This is a genomic window from Pseudomonas sp. Tof1, assembly GCF_055390395.1.
In genome coordinates, this window is the sequence record NZ_AP024344.1 from 2571545 (window position 1) to 2591788 (window position 20244).

The 20244-nt window shown below is 65.9% G+C and carries 11 protein-coding genes and 4 pseudogenes; 2 read left to right on the forward strand and 13 right to left on the reverse strand.

Features of this window, described 5'->3' with window-relative positions; translation table 11 throughout:
- Positions 1–38: 38 nt before the first annotated feature.
- From ACZ5KU_RS11905 to ACZ5KU_RS11965, 13 genes and pseudogenes are all read right to left on the reverse strand, one after another.
- Complete coding sequence (locus ACZ5KU_RS11905; RefSeq protein ID WP_054056943.1) at positions 39–797, reverse strand: PIG-L deacetylase family protein; 759 nt, start codon at positions 795–797, stop codon at positions 39–41.
- 140 nt (positions 798–937) lie between these two features.
- Positions 938–3082, reverse strand: a complete 2145-nt coding sequence (gene glgX / locus ACZ5KU_RS11910) for a glycogen debranching protein GlgX (protein WP_054056944.1) — start codon at positions 3080–3082, stop codon at positions 938–940.
- A 188-nt stretch (positions 3083–3270) separates the two neighbouring features.
- Positions 3271–3555 carry a DUF2934 domain-containing protein gene (locus ACZ5KU_RS11915; protein ID WP_054062641.1) on the reverse strand — a complete coding sequence of 95 codons (285 nt, stop codon included), beginning with the start codon at positions 3553–3555 and terminating at the stop codon, positions 3271–3273.
- A gap of 22 nt (positions 3556–3577) precedes the next feature.
- Complete coding sequence (locus ACZ5KU_RS11920; protein ID WP_464737203.1) at positions 3578–6316, reverse strand: malto-oligosyltrehalose synthase; 2739 nt, start codon at positions 6314–6316, stop codon at positions 3578–3580.
- A complete protein-coding gene (malQ, locus tag ACZ5KU_RS11925) occupies positions 6313–8394 on the reverse strand; it encodes a 4-alpha-glucanotransferase (protein WP_464737204.1) in 2082 nt (693 codons plus the stop codon). Before malQ ends, ACZ5KU_RS11920 begins: the two co-directional genes overlap by 4 nt.
- A pseudogene (gene treZ, locus ACZ5KU_RS11930) lies at positions 8391–10195 on the reverse strand (malto-oligosyltrehalose trehalohydrolase). Before treZ ends, malQ begins: the two are co-directional and overlap by 4 nt.
- 13 nt (positions 10196–10208) lie before the next feature.
- Positions 10209–11773 (reverse strand): annotated as a pseudogene (gene glgA / locus ACZ5KU_RS11935) (glycogen synthase GlgA).
- Positions 11774–12249: 476 nt separating this feature from the next.
- Complete coding sequence (locus tag ACZ5KU_RS11940) at positions 12250–13203, reverse strand: D-2-hydroxyacid dehydrogenase family protein (protein ID WP_054056710.1); 954 nt, start codon at positions 13201–13203, stop codon at positions 12250–12252.
- Between the two features lie 10 nt (positions 13204–13213).
- Positions 13214–14236: an alpha/beta fold hydrolase gene (locus tag ACZ5KU_RS11945; RefSeq protein WP_054056709.1), complete on the reverse strand. Its 1023-nt coding sequence runs from the start codon at positions 14234–14236 to the stop codon at positions 13214–13216.
- A 63-nt stretch (positions 14237–14299) separates the two neighbouring features.
- On the reverse strand, positions 14300–14746 hold the full coding sequence (locus ACZ5KU_RS11950) for a DUF411 domain-containing protein (protein WP_464737205.1): 447 nt from the start codon (positions 14744–14746) through the stop codon (positions 14300–14302).
- A gap of 169 nt (positions 14747–14915) precedes the next feature.
- Entirely contained in the window at positions 14916–15380 is a 465-nt protein-coding gene (locus tag ACZ5KU_RS11955; protein WP_464737206.1) for an SRPBCC family protein, read from the reverse strand.
- 139 nt (positions 15381–15519) lie between these two features.
- Positions 15520–16041: pseudogene (locus ACZ5KU_RS11960) on the reverse strand (methyl-accepting chemotaxis protein); the annotation flags it as partial.
- A gap of 339 nt (positions 16042–16380) precedes the next feature.
- Positions 16381–17514: pseudogene (locus ACZ5KU_RS11965) on the reverse strand (cache domain-containing protein); the annotation flags it as partial.
- A 307-nt stretch (positions 17515–17821) separates the two neighbouring features.
- On the opposite strand from ACZ5KU_RS11965, the gene ACZ5KU_RS11970 reads away from it, so the two are divergent.
- Together ACZ5KU_RS11970 and ACZ5KU_RS11975 are read left to right on the forward strand one after the other, a co-directional pair.
- On the forward strand, positions 17822–18346 hold the full coding sequence (locus tag ACZ5KU_RS11970) for a hypothetical protein (protein WP_464737207.1): 525 nt from the start codon (positions 17822–17824) through the stop codon (positions 18344–18346).
- Between the two features lie 159 nt (positions 18347–18505).
- Complete coding sequence (locus ACZ5KU_RS11975) at positions 18506–20221, forward strand: ShlB/FhaC/HecB family hemolysin secretion/activation protein (RefSeq protein WP_464737208.1); 1716 nt, start codon at positions 18506–18508, stop codon at positions 20219–20221.
- The last annotated feature ends 23 nt before the right edge of the window (positions 20222–20244 follow it).

Here is a 20244-nt window from a genome sequence, read left to right on the forward strand (position 1 = left end):
CCCGGCTCCTCGTGCCTACAGGATGGGGTTCGGCGGCCTCAGATGAACACCATTTCGAACGGCTGCCGGGCCTGTTCGATCAGGTTGGGCTTGAGGACGGGCGGGATGCCGCTTTCCGGGTCGCCCTGCAACTGGCTGTGAAAGGCGTGCAGCGCATGTTGCTTGCGTGCCACGCCCCAGGTGTTCAGGCGTATCTTGCGGGCCCGGTGCCAGGGCAGCAGGTATTCCTCGCGCAGCGGGCGGAACCAGGTCCAGACCGGCACCTCGACCAGCCGCGCGCCCGTGGCGGCACAGGCCCTGGCACTGGCGCGACCGACCGCGTCATGGTCACTGTCGCCGTCCTCGCGCCAGGTGGTGAAGACCACGTCGTCATGGCGCAGATAACGCCGCAGATACTGGCAGATCGCATCCTCCTGCTGTTCCAGCGCGCCGTGGCGAAAGCCGCCACGTATCCACTTCAGGCAGTGCAACTCGATCCCCAGGCGCCGCAGCGCCTCGGCGGTTTCCTGGGGACAGACCACGCTCAGGCGCTGTTCCGACCAGAGCTGGGAACCGGGATAGATGGCGCAGCCATCGGTCAGGGAAATCAGTTGCAGGGGATGCCCGAGGGTCGAGAGCATCTGCAGCACGCCGCCGCAGGCATGGATTTCATCACCGGGATGGGGGGCGATGACCACGACCCGTCCGCCCGGTTCGACCAGGCGGTTGAGGTTCAGGCACGGCACCCTGGCCAGTTGCCGGGAAGCACTCCAGATCGGCGGCGCGGCCTGATGTCGGGCAGCGGATTGATATTTCATGGGTTCCACATCCTTGTGCGGGAAGTTCGTGCAGCCCCTGGTGGAGGGGCTGCGGGCGCCTCGATCCTGAAGCGCCGAATTCAAGTATCGCTCATGTGGCCCGAAATGCGACTTTTTATTGTCGCTTCGAGACGCCGCCCCTATTCCCGGTGCAATTCGAACAGCACCAGTGAACGCCCGGTCACGGTGTACTCGCGGTCGAAGTCGAACTGCTCGCGGCCATGGATCTGCGCGTCGTTGGTGTCGAGCATGCAGGTCCAGTAGCGGCCCTGGGGCACGGCCGGCAGGCGAAAGTTGACCCCGTCATGGTGGGCGTTGACCACGATCAGCAGGGTCGCGTCGGCCCCGGTGCGGCGCAGGCCGGAGACCTGGGCGCGGCCGTCGAGCAGGATGCCCAGGCAGCGGCCGTGGCGGTCGTGCCACTGTTCGGTGGTCATTTCGTTGCCATCGGGTGACAGCCAGGTGACGTCCTTGACCCCGAGTTCCTCGTTGTAGCGGCCGACCAGGAAACACCCGCGCCGCAGAATCGGGTAGGCCAGACGCAGCTTGGCCAGGCGTTTGACGAAGGCGAGCAGGGAGTGGCCGTCGTCGTCCAGGTTCCAGTTGACCCAGCCGATTTCGCTGTCCTGGCAATAGGCGTTGTTGTTGCCGTGCTGGGTGCGGGCGAATTCGTCGCCGGCGACGATCATCGGCGTGCCCTGGGCCAGCAGCAGGGTGGCGAAGAAGTTGCGCATCTGGCGCAGGCGCAGCGCGTTGATCGCCGGGTCGTCGGTGGGGCCCTCGACGCCATGGTTCCAGGACAGGTTATTGTTGCTGCCGTCCTGGTTGTTCTCGTCGTTGGCCTCGTTGTGCTTGTCGTTGTACGACACCAGGTCGTGCAGGGTGAACCCGTCGTGGGCGGTGATGAAGTTGACCGAGGTGTAGGGGCGACGGCCGCGCTGGTTGAACATCTCGCCCGAGGCGGTCATGCGCGCGGCGAAGTCGGCGAGCTGGCCGTCGTCGCCTTTCCAGAAGGCGCGCACGGTGTCGCGGAAACGATCGTTCCATTCGACCCAGCCCGGCGGAAAGCCACCGACCTGGTAGCCGCCGGGGCCGCAGTCCCAGGGCTCGGCGATCAGCTTGACCTGGCGCAGCACCGGGTCCTGGCGACAGGCGACGAGGAAGCTGTGGCGCTCGTCGAAACCGTCGTGGTAGCGCCCGAGAATGGTCGCCAGGTCGAAGCGGAAACCGTCCACGTGCATTTCCGTGGCCCAGTAGCGCAGCGAGTCGGTGACCATCTGCAACACGCACGGGTGGCTCAGGTCGAGGGTGTTGCCGGTGCCCGAGTCGTTGATGTAGTAGCGCTTGTCGTCGGGCATCAGCCGGTAGTAGGAGGCGTTGTCGATGCCGCGCATGGACAGCGTCGGGCCCTGCTCGTTGCCTTCGGCGGTGTGGTTGTAGACCACGTCGAGGATCACCTCCAGGCCGGCCGCGTGCAGGTGCGCGACGGCCTCCTTGAACTCGGCGATCTTGCCGCTGGCGAGGTAGCGTGGGTCGGGGGCGAAAAAGGCGATGCTGTTGTAGCCCCAGTAGTTGGTCATGCCCTTGTGCAGCAGGTGCTGGTCATTGACGAAGGCGTGGATCGGCAGCAGTTCCACCGAGGACACGCCGATGGAGCGGATGTGCTCCAGCACTTCGTCGACCATCAGCCCGGCGAAGGTGCCACGGATCGCCTCGGGGACGGCGGGATGGCGCTTGGTCAGGCCGCGCACGTGGGCCTCGTAGATGATGGTGCGCTCCCAGGGCACGTTGACCCGCTGGTCGCGGCCCCAGGTGTGGGCGGGGTCGATGACCTTGCTCTTGGGCACGAAGGGCGCGCTGTCGCGTTCGTCGAAGCTGAGGTCGCCGTCCGGATGGCCGATGGTGTAGCCGAACAGCGCCTCGGACCATTTCAGTTCGCCGACCAGTTGCTTGGCGTAGGGGTCGATCAGCAGCTTGTTGGGGTTGAAGCGGTGGCCGTTGCCCGGGTCGTAGGGGCCGTGCACCCGGTAGCCGTAGATCAGTCCGGGATGGGCGTCGGGCAGGTAGCCGTGGTAGATCTCGTCGGTGTACTCGGGCAGCTCGATGCGCTCCAGTTCCACCTCGCCGCTGGCGTCGAACAGGCAGAGTTCGACCTTGGTGGCATGGGCGGAGAACAGCGCGAAATTGACGCCCAGGCCGTCCCAGGTGGCCCCGAGGGGGAAGGGCAGGCCCTCGCGGATACGCGAGGCCTGGGGAGTGGGTTTGTCGTGCTTTGGCTTGCTCATGGGTGCTCCTGCTGAGAGTGGTGGCCCTTCAAATATCCCCGACACCGTTCGGACTTTTGTGGGGGCATGCCTGAGGGGGCAATTGGCGGGCAAGCCCGTTCCCGCCCCCGATCCATGGGCGACTCGGACCCTGTGGGAGCCGGCAAGCCGGCTCCAGCGAGAGGAGGATCGAGGTGTTCTTCAGCGGCTCAACTGGCCGCCGGTTTGCGTGGCGCCCGGGGCTTCTTGACGGCCGGCTCCGTGGCCTTGGTCGCCACCGGCTTGGCCGTGCTCTTGGCGGCCGGCTTGGCCGCGGTGGTGGCGGCCTTGGGCTTGGCCTTGGCGGCCGTGGCCGGCCTGCTCGGTGCCAGGGCCTCGGCCTCGGCCAGCTTGCGGGCCATTTCCCAGTGGCGGGCCTCCTGGCCGTCGGGACGGCCCTCCGACTCCCAGATCTGATAGGCAAACTCGCGGATGCGTTTTTCGTCGGTACTCATCGCCATGCTCCTGAACAGACACTCAAGTTTGGGTAAAGAGATTGACCGGGAAGTCTCCCAGTGCGTCACCGACCATAAGCTCCCCATGGGGTGTGACTGCACCTGCGGAAAAAAGTCCCTTTAATTTGCCGTGCGGGGCGGCGAGCGGCAGTTTGATCCGGGTATCACCCCACGTCGCCGGGGCTACCCAGGGCCGACCGACCTCGGCCAACAACCCATGTGCCAGCCTTGGCACCACCACGATGGCCTGTTGCGTCGCGTTGCCACGACGCAAGGCCAGTACCTTTTCGGCGTGTTCGCCACACACCTCCAGGGGCTGATAGTCGCCATGACGGAACAGTTCCGGGTGCCGGGCCCGCACGGCCAGGGTCTGGGCGATCAATGCCTGCTTGATCCGTCCGCTGCGCCAGTCGTCGATCAGTTCCGCGGGCGTGCCGGCTGCCTGAAGTGCCGCTTGCCGGGTGGCGAAATCCACCGGGCGACGGTTGTCCGGGTCGACCAGGCTGAAGTCCCAGAACTCGTTGCCCTGGTACAGGTCCGGCAGCCCCGGCACGCTCATGCGCAGCAGGCATTGCGCCAGGCTGTTGAGCGCACCGGTCGGGGCGATGGTGTGCACCGCGGTGGCGATCGCCGTGCGCAGTGCCAGCCCTTCGGGCTTGAGCAGCAGCGCCTGGAGAAAGTCGTGGCAGGCGTTTTCATAGGCCTGGTTCGGCGCGCTCCAACTGCTCTGCAGCTTGGCTTCGCGCAGGGCCTTGCGCTGCCATTGGCCGAGACGTTCGGCGTAGTCGCGCAAGGCGGCCTGGTCGTCGACGGCCAGGTCCAGGGGCCAACTGCCGAGCAGGGTCTGGTAGAGCATCAGCTCATCGCCAGCCGAAGGCGCGTCCGGGCTGCTGCGCAGCGCAGTCGCCAGCTCACGCCAGTGTCCGACCCAGCCGGTATAGGTGTCGGCGCATTCACTCAACACGGCCAGACGCGCCCGGCTGTCCTCGCCGCGCTTGTGGTCATGGGTGGCGCTGGTCAGCAGGTTGTCGGGGAAGGCTGCCAGCCGTTGCCGGTTGGCCTGGTGGAAGTCCGCCGGCGGCGCGCTGAACTGTTCGGTGGAAAAGCCCACGTCGTTGCGCGACAGCAGGACCGCCGAGCGATAGAACGCGGTGTCCTCGACGGCCTTGGCGGCGGTCGGCGAGGTCAGTTGCTGGAAGCGCACGCTGGCGTGGCGCAGCAACTTGCGCTCGCGGCCCGGTGGACGCTGGCGCCAGGGTTGGCCGCCGAGCCACTGCTGCAGATAGTCGAGCACCGGCCAGTCGGCTTCGCCGAGGGTGGTACGGGCTCCCGCCAGGGCCTGCTGGAAGAACGGCTCGTCGTCGGCCGGGCGGCCGCAGGCGTTGATGTAGGTGCGATACACCGGGTAGTGCACGATCAGTTCCTGCAGCGCCCGGCGGATCGCACCGAGGGTCAGGTCGCGGCTCATGACATTGTCCCGGGCGACCTGCAGCAGGGCCTGGGCGACGCTCTCGAAGTCGCCGGCCAGCGAGCCGTTGAGCATCTGCTGGCGCGCCAGCCGGGCTTCTTCGCCGAACGCGGCGGGCCGCTCGCTGAGCTGGCTCCAGAGCCTGGCCAGCGGTTCGGCCCCGCGGGGATCGTGCTGCAGCAGCGACAGCTGGTTCATGAATTCGTAACCGGTGGTGCCATCGACCCTCCAGTCGCGGTGCAGTTGCTCGCCCTGGCCAAGGATCTTCTCGACGTAGATCGGCAGGTGTCGCCCCGGCGCCAGGGCGTCGACCCGCCGCCGCAGTCGGCGGCAGTAGCCGCGGGGATCGGCCAGGCCGTCGACATGGTCGATACGCAAGCCGTCGACCAGGTCTTCCTCGACCAGCTGGAAGATCTTCTGGTGGGTGGCCTCGAACACCGCCGGACGCTCGACGCGCAGGCCGCCCAGTTCATTGACATCGAAGAAGCGTCGCCAGTTGATGTCATCGCCAGCGGTGCGCCAGCTGGCGAGCCGGTAGTGCTGGCGTTCGAGCAGCCGGTGCAGCCGCTCGAAGCCTTCCGGTTCCCGGGCGTCGTAGCGTTGCAGGCTGGCCTCGATGACGGGGTGGCTGGCGGTGCGGCTGGCCAGTTCCGCGCGCAACTGCCGGGCCCGGCCGTAGGCATCGGGCAGGGTGTTGAGGGCCTTGAAGCGGGCGGCGAGGTCGTCCAGTTCCGGCAGGTCGGCGAGGATCTGGCCGTAGTCCCGCGGGCAGATCGGGAAATGATGCTGGTAGTGCTCGACATGGAAGCCGCCGCGTTCGGCATCGAAGCGCAGCACCACCGAGCCTTCCTGCAGGGCCGCGCCGTAGTCGTTGCCGAGGAAGGGCATCAGCAACTGGCCTTCGAGCAACGGGTCCGGTGAATGCCACTGGATGTCGAAGAACTCCCCGTAGGGGCTGCGTCGTCCCCATTCGAGCAGGTCGAGCCACCAGGGGTTGTCGGCACCGCCGACGGCCATGTGGTTGGACACGATATCGAGGATCAGGCCCATGCCGTGTTCGCGCAGGGCCGCCACCAGCCGTCGCAGCGCCGGCTCGCCTCCCAGTTCCGGGTTCACCCGGGTCGGGTCGACCACGTCATAGCCGTGCATCGAGCCGGCGCGGGCGCAGAGCAGTGGCGAGGCGTAGAGGTGGCTGATGCCCAGGCGGGCGTAATAGGGCACCCACTCGATGGCGGCGTCCAGCGGGAAACCCTTGTGCAGTTGCAGGCGCAGCGTGGCGCGCAGGCTGCTCATCGGTCACGCTCGGCGGCCTGCAGCCGGGCGCAGGCCAGCAGTTCGAGACGCCGGGCGGCATCGACATCGTCCAGCAGTTGGCTGCTGTAGCCCGGCAGCCGCCGGCGCCAGTTGGGGTGGGTGTCGATGGTACCGGGCAGGTTCGGTTGCTCTTCCACGCCCAGGGCATCCTCCAGCGGCAGCAGCACCAGCGGGGCGCGGGTGTGGCCGAGGAAGCGCACGCTGGCGTCGACGACCTGGTCGGTCTCGTGGGCTTCGTCGCGAAAGTTCTGCGGGTCGTTGCTCAGGGCCCGGTGCAGCCCGTCGCGCTCATGTTGGCGGGTCTGGCGCCAGTGGTCGGCGGTGGCGGTGTCGATCAGCCCGAGGCGGATGTTCCAGTCGATGTCGCGGGCGTGCCACCAGCCATTCAGGGTCGGCAGGTCGTGGGTGGTGGTGGTGGCCAGGGCATTGTCCGGCCAGTCGAGGATAGGTTTGAAGCGATGGCCGTATTCCTGTTCGAACAGCAGCACGCGCATGCCGAGTATCGAGCGGGCGATCAGCTTTTCCCGCAGGCCATCGGGTACCGTGCCGAGGTCTTCGCCGAGGACGATCGCCTGGTGCCGCGACGACTCCAGGGCCAGCAGGCGCAGCAGGTCGTCGATCGGGTAATAGAGGTAGGCGCCGTCGCTCGACGGCGAGCCGAGGGGAATCACCCAGAGCCGTTGCAGGCCCATGATGTGGTCGATGCGCAGGCCGCCGGCATAGGCGAAGTTGGCCCGCAGCATTTCGATGAAGGCGCGGAAACCGTGGCGCTTGAGGCCTTCGGGGGCGAAGGCGGAGATGCCCCAGCTCTGGCCCGAGCGATTGAGCACATCCGGCGGTGCTCCGACGGTGAGCTCTGCCAGCAGTTCGTCCTGCCGGCTCCAGGCCTGGCTGCCGCCGCCGTCGGCCCCGACGGCCAGGTCGGCGATCAGCCCGATGGCCATGCCGCTGCTGCGCGCGGCCTCCTGCGCACGCTCCAGGCTGCGGGTGATCAGCCATTGGCTGAAGGCATGGAATTCGATGTCTTCGGCGTGTTCCTCGGCGAAGCGGGCCAGGGCCGGGCTGTCCGGTTGCCGCCATTCTTGCGGCCAGTGGCGCCAGTCGCCGCTTTCGCCACGGGCGACGCAGCGCGTTTGCAGGGCCTCGAACCGGCAGTGGTTTTCCAGGGCTTCGCCGCCGGCGCGGCGGAAGCTGGCGAAGTCCTCGCCCTGAGGATGGTCGCCGAGCCGGAAACCCTCGTAGAGCGCGCGCAGCAGGCGGTACTTGGCCCGTGCGGCGCGGGGCCAGTCGATCAGCGACAACTGCTCCAGCGCGTGCAGCTCATCGGCCAGCCCGGTGCTGTCGATCGCCAGGCGCAGGGCGCGTTCGCCGAGGATCGCCCCCGGTGCGGCATACAGGCTGTTGAGGAACAGCCGACTGGACGGTGAGTACGGGCTGTAGCGGCTCGGGTCGCTGCTGAACATCGCGTGCACCGGGCTGATCGCCAGGGCATCGGCCCCGCGCTCGCCGGCGGCCCGGGCCAGTTCCTCCAGGGCCTGGGTGTCGCCGAAGCCACCGTCGGCCGGGCGTTGCAGGCTATAGAGCTGTACCCCGAGGCCCCAGGCCCGGGCCGGGCGGGTGTCGGTGGCCGCGTCGACGCTGAAGCAGGTGGCGGGGGCCACGGCCAGGGTGAACTGCTGGCCGTCGATGCGCACCGTCTGATAGCCGACCGGCACCACCCCGGGCAGGACCGCTTCGTTGTCCAGCCGCAGACGGAGCACCGAGCCGTTTTCCAGGTGGACCTCGCAGGGGGTGTCGGGGGCGAAATAGCGGGCCAGGTCCAGGCCCTTGTCGACGTCCGCCGTCAGCAGTGGCGGCAGTTGCTGGTCCTGTTGCGCCAGTTGCAGTTCCAGCAGGCTGGCCTCGATGGCGGCCTCGTCATGGGCCGGGTGGCCGAGGCCGGCCAGCACCTTGCGCAGGACCTCGGGCCGGACCTTCTGCGGCCGGCCATTGGCGTCGATCCAGTCAACGGCCAGGCCCGCCCGGCTGGCGAGTATTTCAAGTTGCGCATCGCTCATGGGCGTTCTCCATCGAGGGTCGACGGGTCATCGTCGTTGCTCAGGCCGACCAGCGCGCAGTAGGGCGCCAGTTGGCCTTCATCCAGTTGCCGGGCGGCCCGGCGGTGCTTTCGAACAGCCAACGGATGACTCCGTCGGCGCCCTGTTCGACCGGCTCGGGCCCCAGGTTCAGGTCGATACGCAGCAGGCTGCCATCGCCCAGGCGCCAGCGTGCGCTGATGGCTCCCTCGGCCAGCACCTCGGCGTCCAGTGCCTGGGTGCCGGGCAGGCGGGGCAGCAGTTCACGGTGGCGGATCTGCAGCAGTTGGCGGTAGAGCTGCGCGGTGGCGCCACGGTTGCCCTCGGTGGTCGGGACCAGGTTCGGTCGCGAGGCTTCGAAGGTGGCCGCGGCGTTCGGGTCGGGAATCCGCGCGCGGCGTTGCGGGTCGGCGAAACCGGCGAATTCGGCGAATTCCCCGCGCCGGCCTTCACGTACGGCATCGGCCAGTTCGCCGTGGTGGTCGGTGAAGAACAGGAACGGTTCCTCGGCGCCGGTCTCATCGCCCATGAACAACAGCGGGATCATCGGCGACAACAGCAACAGCACGGTGGCCGCGCGCAGGGCCTGTGGCGGGCACAGCTGGTTGAGGCGTTCACCGAAGGCGCGGTTGCCGATCTGGTCGTGGTTCTGCAGAAACAGGATGAACGCACTGGGCGGCAGGTGGGCGCTGGGTTCGCCGCGGCAGCGACCGTGGCGGTTGGGGTGGCCCTGGTAGACGAAACCCTGGCTCAGGCAGCGCGCCAGCTTGTGGGTGGTTTCCTTGGCATAGTCGGCGTAATACGCCTCGGTCTCCCCGGTCAGCAGCACGTGCAGGGCATTGTGGCCGTCGTCGTTCCATTGGCCGTCATAGGCTTCTTCCAGGAGGCTGGCCTGGTTGAATTCGTTCTCCACGGTCAGCCACACATGGCGCGCCGGGTCGACCTGACGGCGCACCTGCCGGGACAGTTCGCGCAGGAAGGTCGAGTCGTCGATCGCGTGCACCGCATCCAGGCGCAGGCCGTCGAAGCGGTACTCCAGCAGCCACATCAGCGCGTTGTCGATGAAGAAGCTGCGCACTTCGCGGCGCTGGAAGTCGATGGCGGCACCCCAGGGGGTCGTGCGGTCCTCGCGGAAGAAGTCCCGGGCGTAGCGCCCCAGATAGTTGCCGTCCGGGCCGAAGTGGTTGTAGACCACGTCGAGGATCACTGCCAGGCCATGACCGTGGGCGCTGTCGATCAGGTGCTTGAGGTCTTCGGGCGTTCCATAGCTCGATTGCGGCGCGTAAGGCAGTACGCCGTCGTAGCCCCAGTTGCGTTCGCCGGGGAACTCGGCCAGGGGCATCAGTTCGATGGCGGTGATGCCCAGTTCGGCCAGGCGCGGCAGGTGCTGCTCCACCGCGCGGTAGCCGCCGAGGGCGCCGACATGCAGCTCATAGATGATCGCGGTGTGCCAGGGCCGTCCCTGCCAGTCCTTGTGTCGCCAGTGATAGGCGAGGGGGTCGACCACCTGGCTCGGTTCGGCTATCCCGCCGGCCTGGGAGCGGGAGGCCGGGTCGCAGACCTGCAGTTCGCCGTCGATGTTGTAACGGTAGCGGGTCCCGGCGGCGCAGCGGGTTTCCAACGTGAACCAGCCGTCGTTCTGCGGCAGCATGGCCAGGGAGCGGCCATCCTCCAGCTCGACGCTGACGTAGAAGGCGTCCGGTGCCCACAACGCGAAACGGGTGTGTTCCGCGTCGAGCATGACCGCGCCGTGGGACCAGGTTTCCAGAGTCCTTAGTGACATCCGTGGCCACTCCTCAGTGCTTGCCCGACCTGCTCCGGGAATTGGCGACCAAGGTTTCATAGAGCTCGGCGTAGGGCTCCACCGCCTTGCACCAGTTGAACGGTGCGGCCATGGCGCGGCAGCGCATGGCATTGAGCAGCGGCGGGTAGGCGAACACCTTGAAGGCCCGGCGCAGCGCCGACTCGTAGCTTTGCACGGTGGATTCGTCGAAGAGGAAACCGGTCACGCCGTCCTCAATGGTATCGGCCAGGCCGCCGGTGTTGCGCGCCACCGGCAGCGAGCCGAAGCGCTGGGCATACATCTGGCTGAGGCCGCAGGGCTCGTAGCGCGAGGGCATCAGCAGGAAGTCGCTGCCGGCGAACATGCGTCGGGCATCGGTTTCGTTGAAGCCGATGCGTACGCCGATCCGACCGGGGAAGCGCAGGGCCAGCTGGCGCATGGCTTCCTCTTCCTCCGGCTCGCCACGACCGATGATCGCGATCTGGCCGCCGGAGCGGACGATGAACTCGCTCACCGCCTGGGTGAGGTCCAGGCCCTTCTGGTAGACCAGCCGCGAGACCACGGCGAACAGCGGGCCGGTGGATGCTTCGAGGCCGAACAGCTGGCGCACGTGGGCGGCATTGACCGCCTTGCCCTCCCAGTCGCCGATGTGGAAGGGCTGGACCAGGTGATGGTCGGTGGCCGCGTCCCAGCTTTCGTCGATGCCGTTGGGGATGCCGCTGAGCAGGCCCTGGTAGGTCTTGCTGGCAAGGAAGCCGTCCAGGCCGCAGCCGAATTCCGGGGTGGTGATCTCCTCGGCGTAGGTGGCGCTGACCGTGGTGATGTGGCTGGAGTAGGCCATGCCGGCCTTGAGGAACGACAGTTTGCCGTAGAACTCCATGCCTTCCTGTTGCAGGGCGTGGGCCGGAATACCCAGCTCCGGGCAGCAGGCCAGGCTGACCACGCCCTGATAGGCGAGGTTGTGGATGGTGAACAGGGTCGGCGTGCGCTGGCCGCGCCAGTGCATGTAGGCCGGGCCAGGCCGGCGGGCCAGTCATGGGCATGGACCAGGTCCGGGGTCCAGTGGATCTGGCCCAGGTTGGCGGCGATGTCGGCCGCGGCCAGGCCCAGGCGGGCGAAGCGGATGTGATTGTCCGGCCAGTCGCGGCCGTTGTTGGCACCGTACGGGGTGCCATCGCGCTCGTAGAGTTCGGGGCAGATCAGCACGTAGATCACCAGGCCGTCGGGCATGTCCATGCGCCCGATCCGGCAGGGGGGCAGAGCCGCGTGGCCGGCGAGCTCGCCGACGATATGGATCGGGTTGTCGCTGTCCAGCACTTGCGGGTAGCCGGGAATCAGCACCCGCACATCATGCAGGTGGCGCATGGCCCGTGGCAGCGCCGCCGAGACATCGCCCAGGCCGCCGGCCTTGACCAGGTCGGCGAACTCGGAGGTGACGAACAGCACTTTCTTCTTGTTGGGGTTGACGCTTACCACCGATGACAACGTCTTCCCTCCCGTTGAAGGGACGGGCACGTGGACCGGTTCGCTGACCTGAATCAAACCTTCTCCCTGAATCTCCAACGCAGCGCTGATCATGTGCCTCTCCCGTTTTATCCGATCTGATCCATGGCTTTCACGCAGCGTGCCCAAACCGCTTCCTTTTGTCGGACACGCCCGCTCGGGTGGTTGGGGCACGAGGCCGCTCGACGCACCTGAGCAAGAAAAAGAGTGGGGTGGCGCCTGTGCCTGTTCCACCCGGATCAGGCGCCTTACCTTTAACCTGACTGACGACCGGTTCAGAAGGTTCGATTTTTTTTCCGAGGAAATGACCGGCTGGTCAGTAGGCCCAGAAACACAGTGTAGGAGAGATGTTGCCGACTGGTGGGGCGGTATTTAGACGACAAATTTCAAAAAGTTTCCTACTGGATATAAGGCGCGTGGTTCACGACAACTTTCGGGAACAAGCGGGCAGGGAGGTCTGCACCCGATTGGCGCGGGGCGAGGGGCGGATGGGCGAGAAGGGGGCGCCGACCGCGCCCGTACAAGGCACGGCCGTGGCCGGTTTCGGGGCGTCAGCCGAGGACGCGGATCGGTGCGCCGGTGGCCCAGGCCTGGATGTCCTCGATCATCTGGCTGTAGAACATCCGGTAGTTGTTCTGGCTGACGTAGCCGACATGGGGCGTGGCCAGGACGTTGTCCAGGGTGCGGAACGGGTGGCCGGCCGGCAGCGGTTCCTGTTCGAATACGTCGAGCGCTGCGCCGGCGAGCCGGCCCTGCTGCAGGGCACTGATCAGCGCCGCCTCGTCGACGATCGGGCCACGGGCGGTGTTGACCAGGTAGGCGGACGGCTTCATCCAGCCCAATGCCTGGGCATCCACCAGGCCGCGGGAGCGATCACTGAGCACCAGATGCACCGACAGCAGGTCGGCCTGCTCGAACAGCGCCTGCTTGCTGACGTATTCCACGCCCGCTTCGGCGGCACGTTCGGCGGTGAGGTTCTGGCTCCAGGCGATCACCCGCATGCCGAAGGCCTGGCCGTAGCGGGCGATCTTCTGGCCGATGCTGCCCAGGCCGAGGATGCCCAGGGTCTTGCCGTAGAGGTCGTTGCCCAGCCCCACCTGCCAGTCGCCGGCGCGCAGGGAGTTGGCTTCCCGGACCAGGTTGCGGCTCAGGGCCATGGCCAGTGCCCAGGTCAGTTCCGGCGCCGCATGCTTGTAGCTCTCGGTACCGCAGACCTGGATGCCCAGGGCGCTGGCCGCCTGGATATCGAGGGCGGCATTGCGCATGCCGCCGGTCACCAGCAGCTTGAGGCGCGGCAACCGGCGCAGCAGGGCTTCGTCGAAGGTGCTGCGTTCGCGCATCACGCAGATCACGTCATAGCCGGCCAGGCGCTCGGCCATGACCTCGGTGGCGGCGGGGTAGTCATGCAGGAAGCTGACCTGGCCGATACCGTCCAGCAGCGACCAGTCCACCACCTCGCCGGCCACGCCCTGCCAGTCATCGATTACCGCAATCTGCAACGTCATCGGGTGCTCCTCATGATTGTCGTGCGGCCAGCCAGCCGAGCAGGGCCTTGTGGAACCGGTCGGGTTCCTCCATCTGCGGGGCGTGGCCCAGGCCGGGGAATTCCACCAGTGTCGAGTGCGGGATCAGCCTGGCCACCTGCTTGCCGAGCACGTCGTAGCGGCCCAGGCGCGCCTTGACCTCGGGCGGTGCGATATCGCTGCCGATCGCCGTGGTGTCGGCGGTGCCGATCAGCAGCAGGGTGGGCACCTTGAGATCCTTGAATTCGTAGTACACCGGCTGGGTGAAGATCATGTCGTAGATCAGCGCCGAGTTCCAGGCCACCGCGACGTGCCCCGGGCCCTTGTTCAGCCCGGCGAGCATGTCGACCCAGCGCTCGAACTCGGGCTTCCAGCGCCCGGCGTAGTAAGTGTTGCGCTCGTAGTTGCGAATGCCCTCGGCGCTGAGTTTCAGCTCGCGCTCGTTCCACTGGTCGACGGTGCGGTACGGCACGCCGAGGGCTTTCCAGTCCTCCAGACCGATCGGGTTGACCAGTGCCAGGCGCTCGACCTGCTGCGGGTAGAGCAGGGCGTAGCGGGTGGCGAGCATGCCGCCGGTGGAGTGGCCGAGCAGCACGGCCTTGTGGATGCCGAGGCTCTCCAGCAGGGCATGGGTATTGGCCGCCAGTTGCTGGAAGCTGTACTGGTAGTGGGCGGGTTTGCTGGAGGTGCAGAAACCGATCTGGTCCGGCGCGATGACCCGGTAGCCGGCTGCGCTCAGGGCCTTGATCGAGTTGTCCCAGGTGGCGCCGCAGAAGTTCTTGCCGTGCATCAGCACCACGCTCTGGCCGTTGGCCGGCGCACTGGGTTTCACATCCATGTAGCCCATCTGCAGGGATTGGCCCTGGGACTGGAAGGCGAAGTGCTCGAGCGGATAGGGATAGTCGAAACCTTGCAGCTGTGGCCCGTAGGCCGGGCCTTCGGCGGCGTGGGACAGGGCCGGCAGCGAGGCGGCGAGCAGCAGGCTGCCGAGGACAAGGGAGCGTGACGTGGGCATGGGCGACCTCCTGGGGAATCCGCCCGATGCTGCGCAGAAACGATTAACGGCCGATTAAGGCGCTCAGCGCGCCGGGTAGTCGGCGATCACCTGGTCGGTGCCGTACTTGGTCAGGCCGATGACCTGGAAGGCGTCCTGGCGATCCCCCATCTCCATGCCCGGCGAGCCGATGGGCATGCCGGGCACGGCAATGCCGCGCAGGTCGGCGCGCTGGCTCAGGGCCTTGATCTGTTCGGCCGGCACGTGGCCCTCGACGAACTTGCCGTTGATCACCGCGGTGTGACAGGAGGCCAGTCGGGGTGCCACGCCCAGGCGTTGCTTGACCGCGCTCATGTCCGCCTCGACGTGGTCGTTGACCTGGAAGCCATTGGCCTGCAGGTGGACGATCCACTGCTTGCAGCAACCGCAGTTGGCATCGCGATGGACATCGATGGACAGCGGTTCGGCGGCCTTGGCCAGGGAGGCGATCAACAGGGCCGAGAGGGCGACCATGCGCAGTGGGGTTTTCATGGGCAGATTCCGGAAGGCTGGGTGAGAGGGCGACATTTTCGCCGATAACGCCAATCGCAAGGGGTTCTGAAACAGTCAGCAACATTCTTGCGGGCGGGAGAGGCGGCGACGGGCATCGATGATGCGCCGTCGCCGCTGTCGGCAACCTGAGGGGAAGATGACGGATTTGTCAGGCAAGGGTATGGCGCGAGGTTTCCAGGACGTACTTGAGGTTGTTCAGTGCCCGGGCCGACAGTTCGTGCATGCGGCCTTGCAGGCCGTTGAGGTTGAGTTCGGTGATGTACTGCAGGGTTCGGCAGAATTGGGTGCCGCGGCCCTGACGCTGGAGTTCGTAATAGATGCAGCCGTCGACGACGGAGGAGGTGAAGGCGGTCTTGAAGGTGTGGGGCGGGTCGGCCACGACAACACGGTAGTTCATGTCGACGCGCAACCCGAGCAGGTCGATGACCTCGGTGAAGCGATGATCCCTGGGCACGGGACCGTGCATGCCGGTTTCGGCGCTGACGGAGGTCGGGTGCCATTCGTGCCAGCGATCCGGCTGGGTCACGTAGGCGTAGACCACGGCAATATCGGCTTCTATATGGATCTCGTTGCTCAGGCTTTTGGCATAGGTCTGGAAAGAGGGCTGTTCCATGTTAGCTCCTACTGCATTCCTTGTTTAAAGGGAAGAAGCAGCAGTGAGCATAGGCGATGAGCCAGCATTGCACCCGGGCAGTCGATGAGTGTTGCAGTACCCCACGCCGAACGGTCGCGGGGTACTGCGTTGTGGCGGGTCAGCGGACCTTGAAGCGTCCCATCAGCGCGCTGACGCGGTTGTTGGCCTCCAGCAGGCTGCGGGTGTTGGCGTCGGTGGCCTGGCCGCTGTGCACCAGTTCCTCGACCATGTGCCGGATCTGCACCATGCTGCGGTTGATCTCCTCGGTCACCGCGCTCTGCTGCTCGGCGGCCGTGGCGATCTGCGTGCTCAGGCTGTTGATGTGGCTGACCGAGCCGGCCATTTCGTCCAGCCCGGCGTTGACCCGGGCGGTGGCGTCGGCGGCCGACTGGCAACTGGCCTGGGTGTTTTCCATGGCGCTGACCGAGGAGCTGACGCCCTGGGTCAGGCGGGTCAGCATTTCGTTGATTTCCGAAGTACTGGCCTGGGTCCGGGCGGCGAGGGCACGGACTTCGTCGGCGACCACGGCGAAACCGCGACCCTGCTCGCCGGCCCGGGCGGCCTCGATGGCGGCGTTCAGGGCGAGCAGGTTGGTCTGCCCGGCAATGGCGCCGATCACCCCGAGAATCTCGGTGATGCGCTGGGCATCCTCCTGCATGCTCCCGACCTTCTGGGTGGCACTGGAGACTTCGTCGATCAGCGCGATCACGCTGCCGGAGGCTTCGCCCACCACCACCCGCGAACGGTCGGCGTCTTCGTTGGCGCGGCGGGTGAAGGCGGCGGTTTCGGCGGCGTTGTGCGCCACGGTTTCGGCGGTGCTGCTCATCTCGGTGATGGCGGTCACCGTCTGGTCGGTCTCCGAGGCGTGTCGAGCGAGAATCTGGTTGGTCTGCGCCGACGTCTGCTGGAGTTTTTCCAGGCTGCTGGACATGTCGCCGGTGGCCTGGGTGACTTCGCCGATCATGTTCTGCAGGTAGACGATGAAACGGTTGACCGAATGGCCGATGGCGCCCAGTTCGTCCTCGGCGCGAATGACGATGCGCCGGGTCAGGTCGGCATCGCCACTGGACAGCGCATCGATATTGCCCTTGAGCACGCGCATGCGCTGCACCAGCTTGCGAATGGCGTAGATCTGCAGCAGCACCAGCAGCACGATCATCGGCACCTGCAGCAGGCTCAGGGTCTTGAGCACGTCGTCGCGCTGGGCGGTGATCGACTGGGTCGGCAGGGCGGTGGCGAGGAACCACGGCGAACCTTCGATGGGGCGCATGAAGAAGGTGCTGGCGACACCGGCGTTATCGAACTCCACTCGCCGCCGGCCATGGTCGCGTTCCTGCAGGGCGGCCTTGATCTGGGCGGCGAAGGGCGAGTTGCCGGCCAGGTCGTTGATGTTCTTGAGCACCACCGGGCTGCTGATGTGGGTGCTGTTGCTGATGATCTTGCCGTCGGCCTCGACGATCAGCATCTCGGCGCCCAGGTCTTTCTCCTTGCGGGCCACCAGGTCGTTGAAGAAGCCCAGGGTCACGTCGATGGTCGATACGCCGTAGGGCGCGCCGTTGCGCTGGATCGCCATGGCGCAGTTGGTGCGCGGTTCCTGGCTGGCGTCATCCTTGTAGGCCGCCGCCCAGGCGCACTGGCCGCGTGGCGTGGCCATGCCGCCCTTGTACCAGGGCTGGTCGTAGTAGTTGGGGGCCTCGGCACTGTTCCAGAAAGTATTGACCTTCAGTTGGCCGTTGGCATCGCGGTGCCAGAAGGTACTGTGCTTGTTCTGCCCCGGCGTGCGCTGGCCGGGCAGGGGCCAGATGCCGCCGCCGAACACCTTGAGCTCCCCGTACTGGTCCACCAGGCCGGGCAGGACCTTGTCGATGGCGTCGCTGTCGAGCAGGGGAATGGTCTGGGTGATGCTGCGTTGCTGGGCCTGGACCTTGTTCAGTTCGCCCTGGATCTGCTCCGCCACTTCGGCAATGCGATTGAGTGCCACCTGCTCTTCGGTGTGGCGCAGCTTGGGTGCGACCAACTGGCCGATGCCGACCACGGTCAGGACGAACAGCAGCAGGACAAACAGGACCAGAAACAGCGTGTAGCGGGCTTGGATCGTACGGAACGTGGGCATGGGACCTGTCCTTGCAGAGCGGCTTTTATTATTCGTCAGCTTTTCAGGGCTGCGAGAGGTTATCGGCCTGGTCTGGAGGGTCTTTAGGTACGATCGTGCAGGATTGTGGAATTCTGGCACCGGCTTTCACCCGGTGGGAGCAGGCGCCATCTTTATGTAATGGAATGTAGATAGATTGTATCCTGATTGGAACATTGACTAGAATTTCGCCTTTCATACCTAAATCAGGGACGTTTCCTATGACTGCCTCACCAGCACGTCGACCGCAGCAGCAGATTTTCACCTACCTGAGCCAGGGAGATCGACCATGAGCATGGGAACGGTAGGGGCGTGGGCCTCGGCAGCGGGGCTGAAGATTTTTGTCAAGGACGGCGCTCCCGCGCAGCAGAACAAGATCCAGAGCGAGAAGGCCCAGCAACTGCTGCGCACGGTCGGCAAGGACCCGCTGGCACTCGATACCGGCAAGATGGCCGCGGCCAAGATGCGTTCGAAGTTCAAGGACTTCAACCCGGAACAGGTCAGCCCGGCCCAACTGGGGAAGATCAGCACCTTCCTGAAGGAGAACGGCCTGATCGATACGTTCACCGCCAGCCTGCTGCTTAACGCCGGCCAGGATTTCGACAAGTTCGGCGTCCAGAAGAACACTGACGACAAGTTCAACGCCATGGAGTATTTCGCGACCCAGATCACCACGATCCAGGACCGCGCCATGAAAAAGGACGTGTATTCCAACTACATGGTTCCGGCTTACAAGAAGGCCATCAACGTGCTGCAGAACCTGCAGCAGTTCGGCAGCACCGGCGCTGCCGTTACGGTCAATACCAAGGCCTGACCGGCCCCCTGCCAAGGCATGCGCTCCTGCCGGGGGCATGCCGGGCCCTCCCGGGTGTGTCGGCTCTGAAATAAAAAGTAGCATTTGTTGACGTCAAGGATACGTCTCTCTACCATCGCGCCACTATTTTGCTATCAGTTGTTTTTCGAGGGATCGAACATGTCTCCACTCGCCTTCGGGACGAGGATTTGCGTTGCGCTGCTGTGTGTTTCCGCTCTGAATACCGCTCAAGCCGCTTCTCTTGATAATACCCCCGGTATCACTGACCTGATCCGAGATCGTCAGGATCGCCTCCTCGAAGAACAGCGCCGCCGTCTCGAAGAACTCAAGGACCTGCCTGGCAAGAGTGCCACCCCCGTGGCACCCCAGGCACCGGTGGACAGCCGCTGCTTCCCGATCAAGACCATCGACCTGCAGGGCGCGGACTCGCTTTCCAGCGGTGAGCGCGAGCGCCTGCTCAAGCCCTACATCGGCCAGTGCCTGGGCGTGCCGCAACTCAACGAACTGCTCAAGGTCATCACCGACCTCTATATAGAGAAGGGGTTGGTCACCAGTCGCGCCTACCTGCCACAGCAGGACCTGTCCAGCGGCAACCTCAAAGTGCTGGTGGTCGAAGGCAAGCTCGAAGGGCTCAAGGGCGCCGAGGGCAGCGGCATTTCCGAGCGCGAGTTGAAGATGAGTTTTCCCGGCCGGCAGGGCGACCTGCTCAACCTGCGGGAGATCGAGCAGATGGTCGACCAGTTGAACCGCCTGCCGTCGAACCAGGCCCAGATGGAGTTGGCTCCGGGCAGGGAAGTGGGCGGCAGCGAGGTACTGGTCAGGAACAACCCGCAGAAACCCTGGCGGGTCGGCCTGTCGCGCCACAATGATGGCCAGCGCAGCACCGGCGAGCAGCAGTGGGGCACCAGCCTAGATTGGGACAGCCCGCTGGGCCTGGCCGACCAGTTTTCGCTGCGTGCCGGCCACGATGCCATCAGCGATCACCAGAAGACCTCGCGCAACGCAATGTTCTATTACAACCTGCCGTTCGGCTGGTGGAACCTCAGCTACACCTACAGCGAAAGCGAATACCGTTCCCTGGCCAAGGCCAGCGGCTTCGACTTCAAGCAGACCGGCGACAGCCAGAACCACCAGTTGAAGCTGGAACGGGTGATCTACCGCGATGCGATGAGCAAGACCTCGCTCAACACCGGCGTGTCCTACCTGCGCACCAACAACTTTATCGAAGACAGCAAGCTGGCGGTCAGCAGCAACCGCATCAGCGAAGCGCAGTTCGGCATCAACCATGGCCGGCGCATCGGCGGCGCGTTCGTCAACGTCGACCTGGGCATGCAGAACGGCATCGGTGCCTTTGACGCCCAGGCCAACCACGACCCCAAGCCGGGTCAGGCCGATGCCCGCTACCGCAAGTACACCGCCACCGTCAGCTACCTGCAGCCGTTCAAGCTGTGGGGTGAGTCCTTCAGTTTCAGCAGCCTGATGACCGGCCAGCGCAGCGAAGACGTGCTGTTCAGCCCGCAGCGCATGAGCCTGGGCGGCCAGTCGTCGATTCGCGGCTACAAGGACCAGACCCTGGCAGGGGACAGTGGTGGCTACTGGCGCAACGACCTGCGCTGGAGCCGGCCGGTGACCTGGGACTGGATGCGTCCGGTCTTCGCCGAGTACGGCACCAGTATCGGTTATGACCAGGGCGTGATCCGCCGCGACCGCTACAACGCCGAGCAGCACGGGCGCATGACCAGCGACTCGCTGGAACTGTTCGCCCGCGGCCAGCACGTGGCGGCGACGGTGACCTTTGCCCATTCCCTGGAACGCCCGGCACCGATTACCGAGCGTGAGGCGCCGATCTACTTCCGCCTGGACTTCTTCCTTTAATTTTTTGCTTCGACCGATTCGAG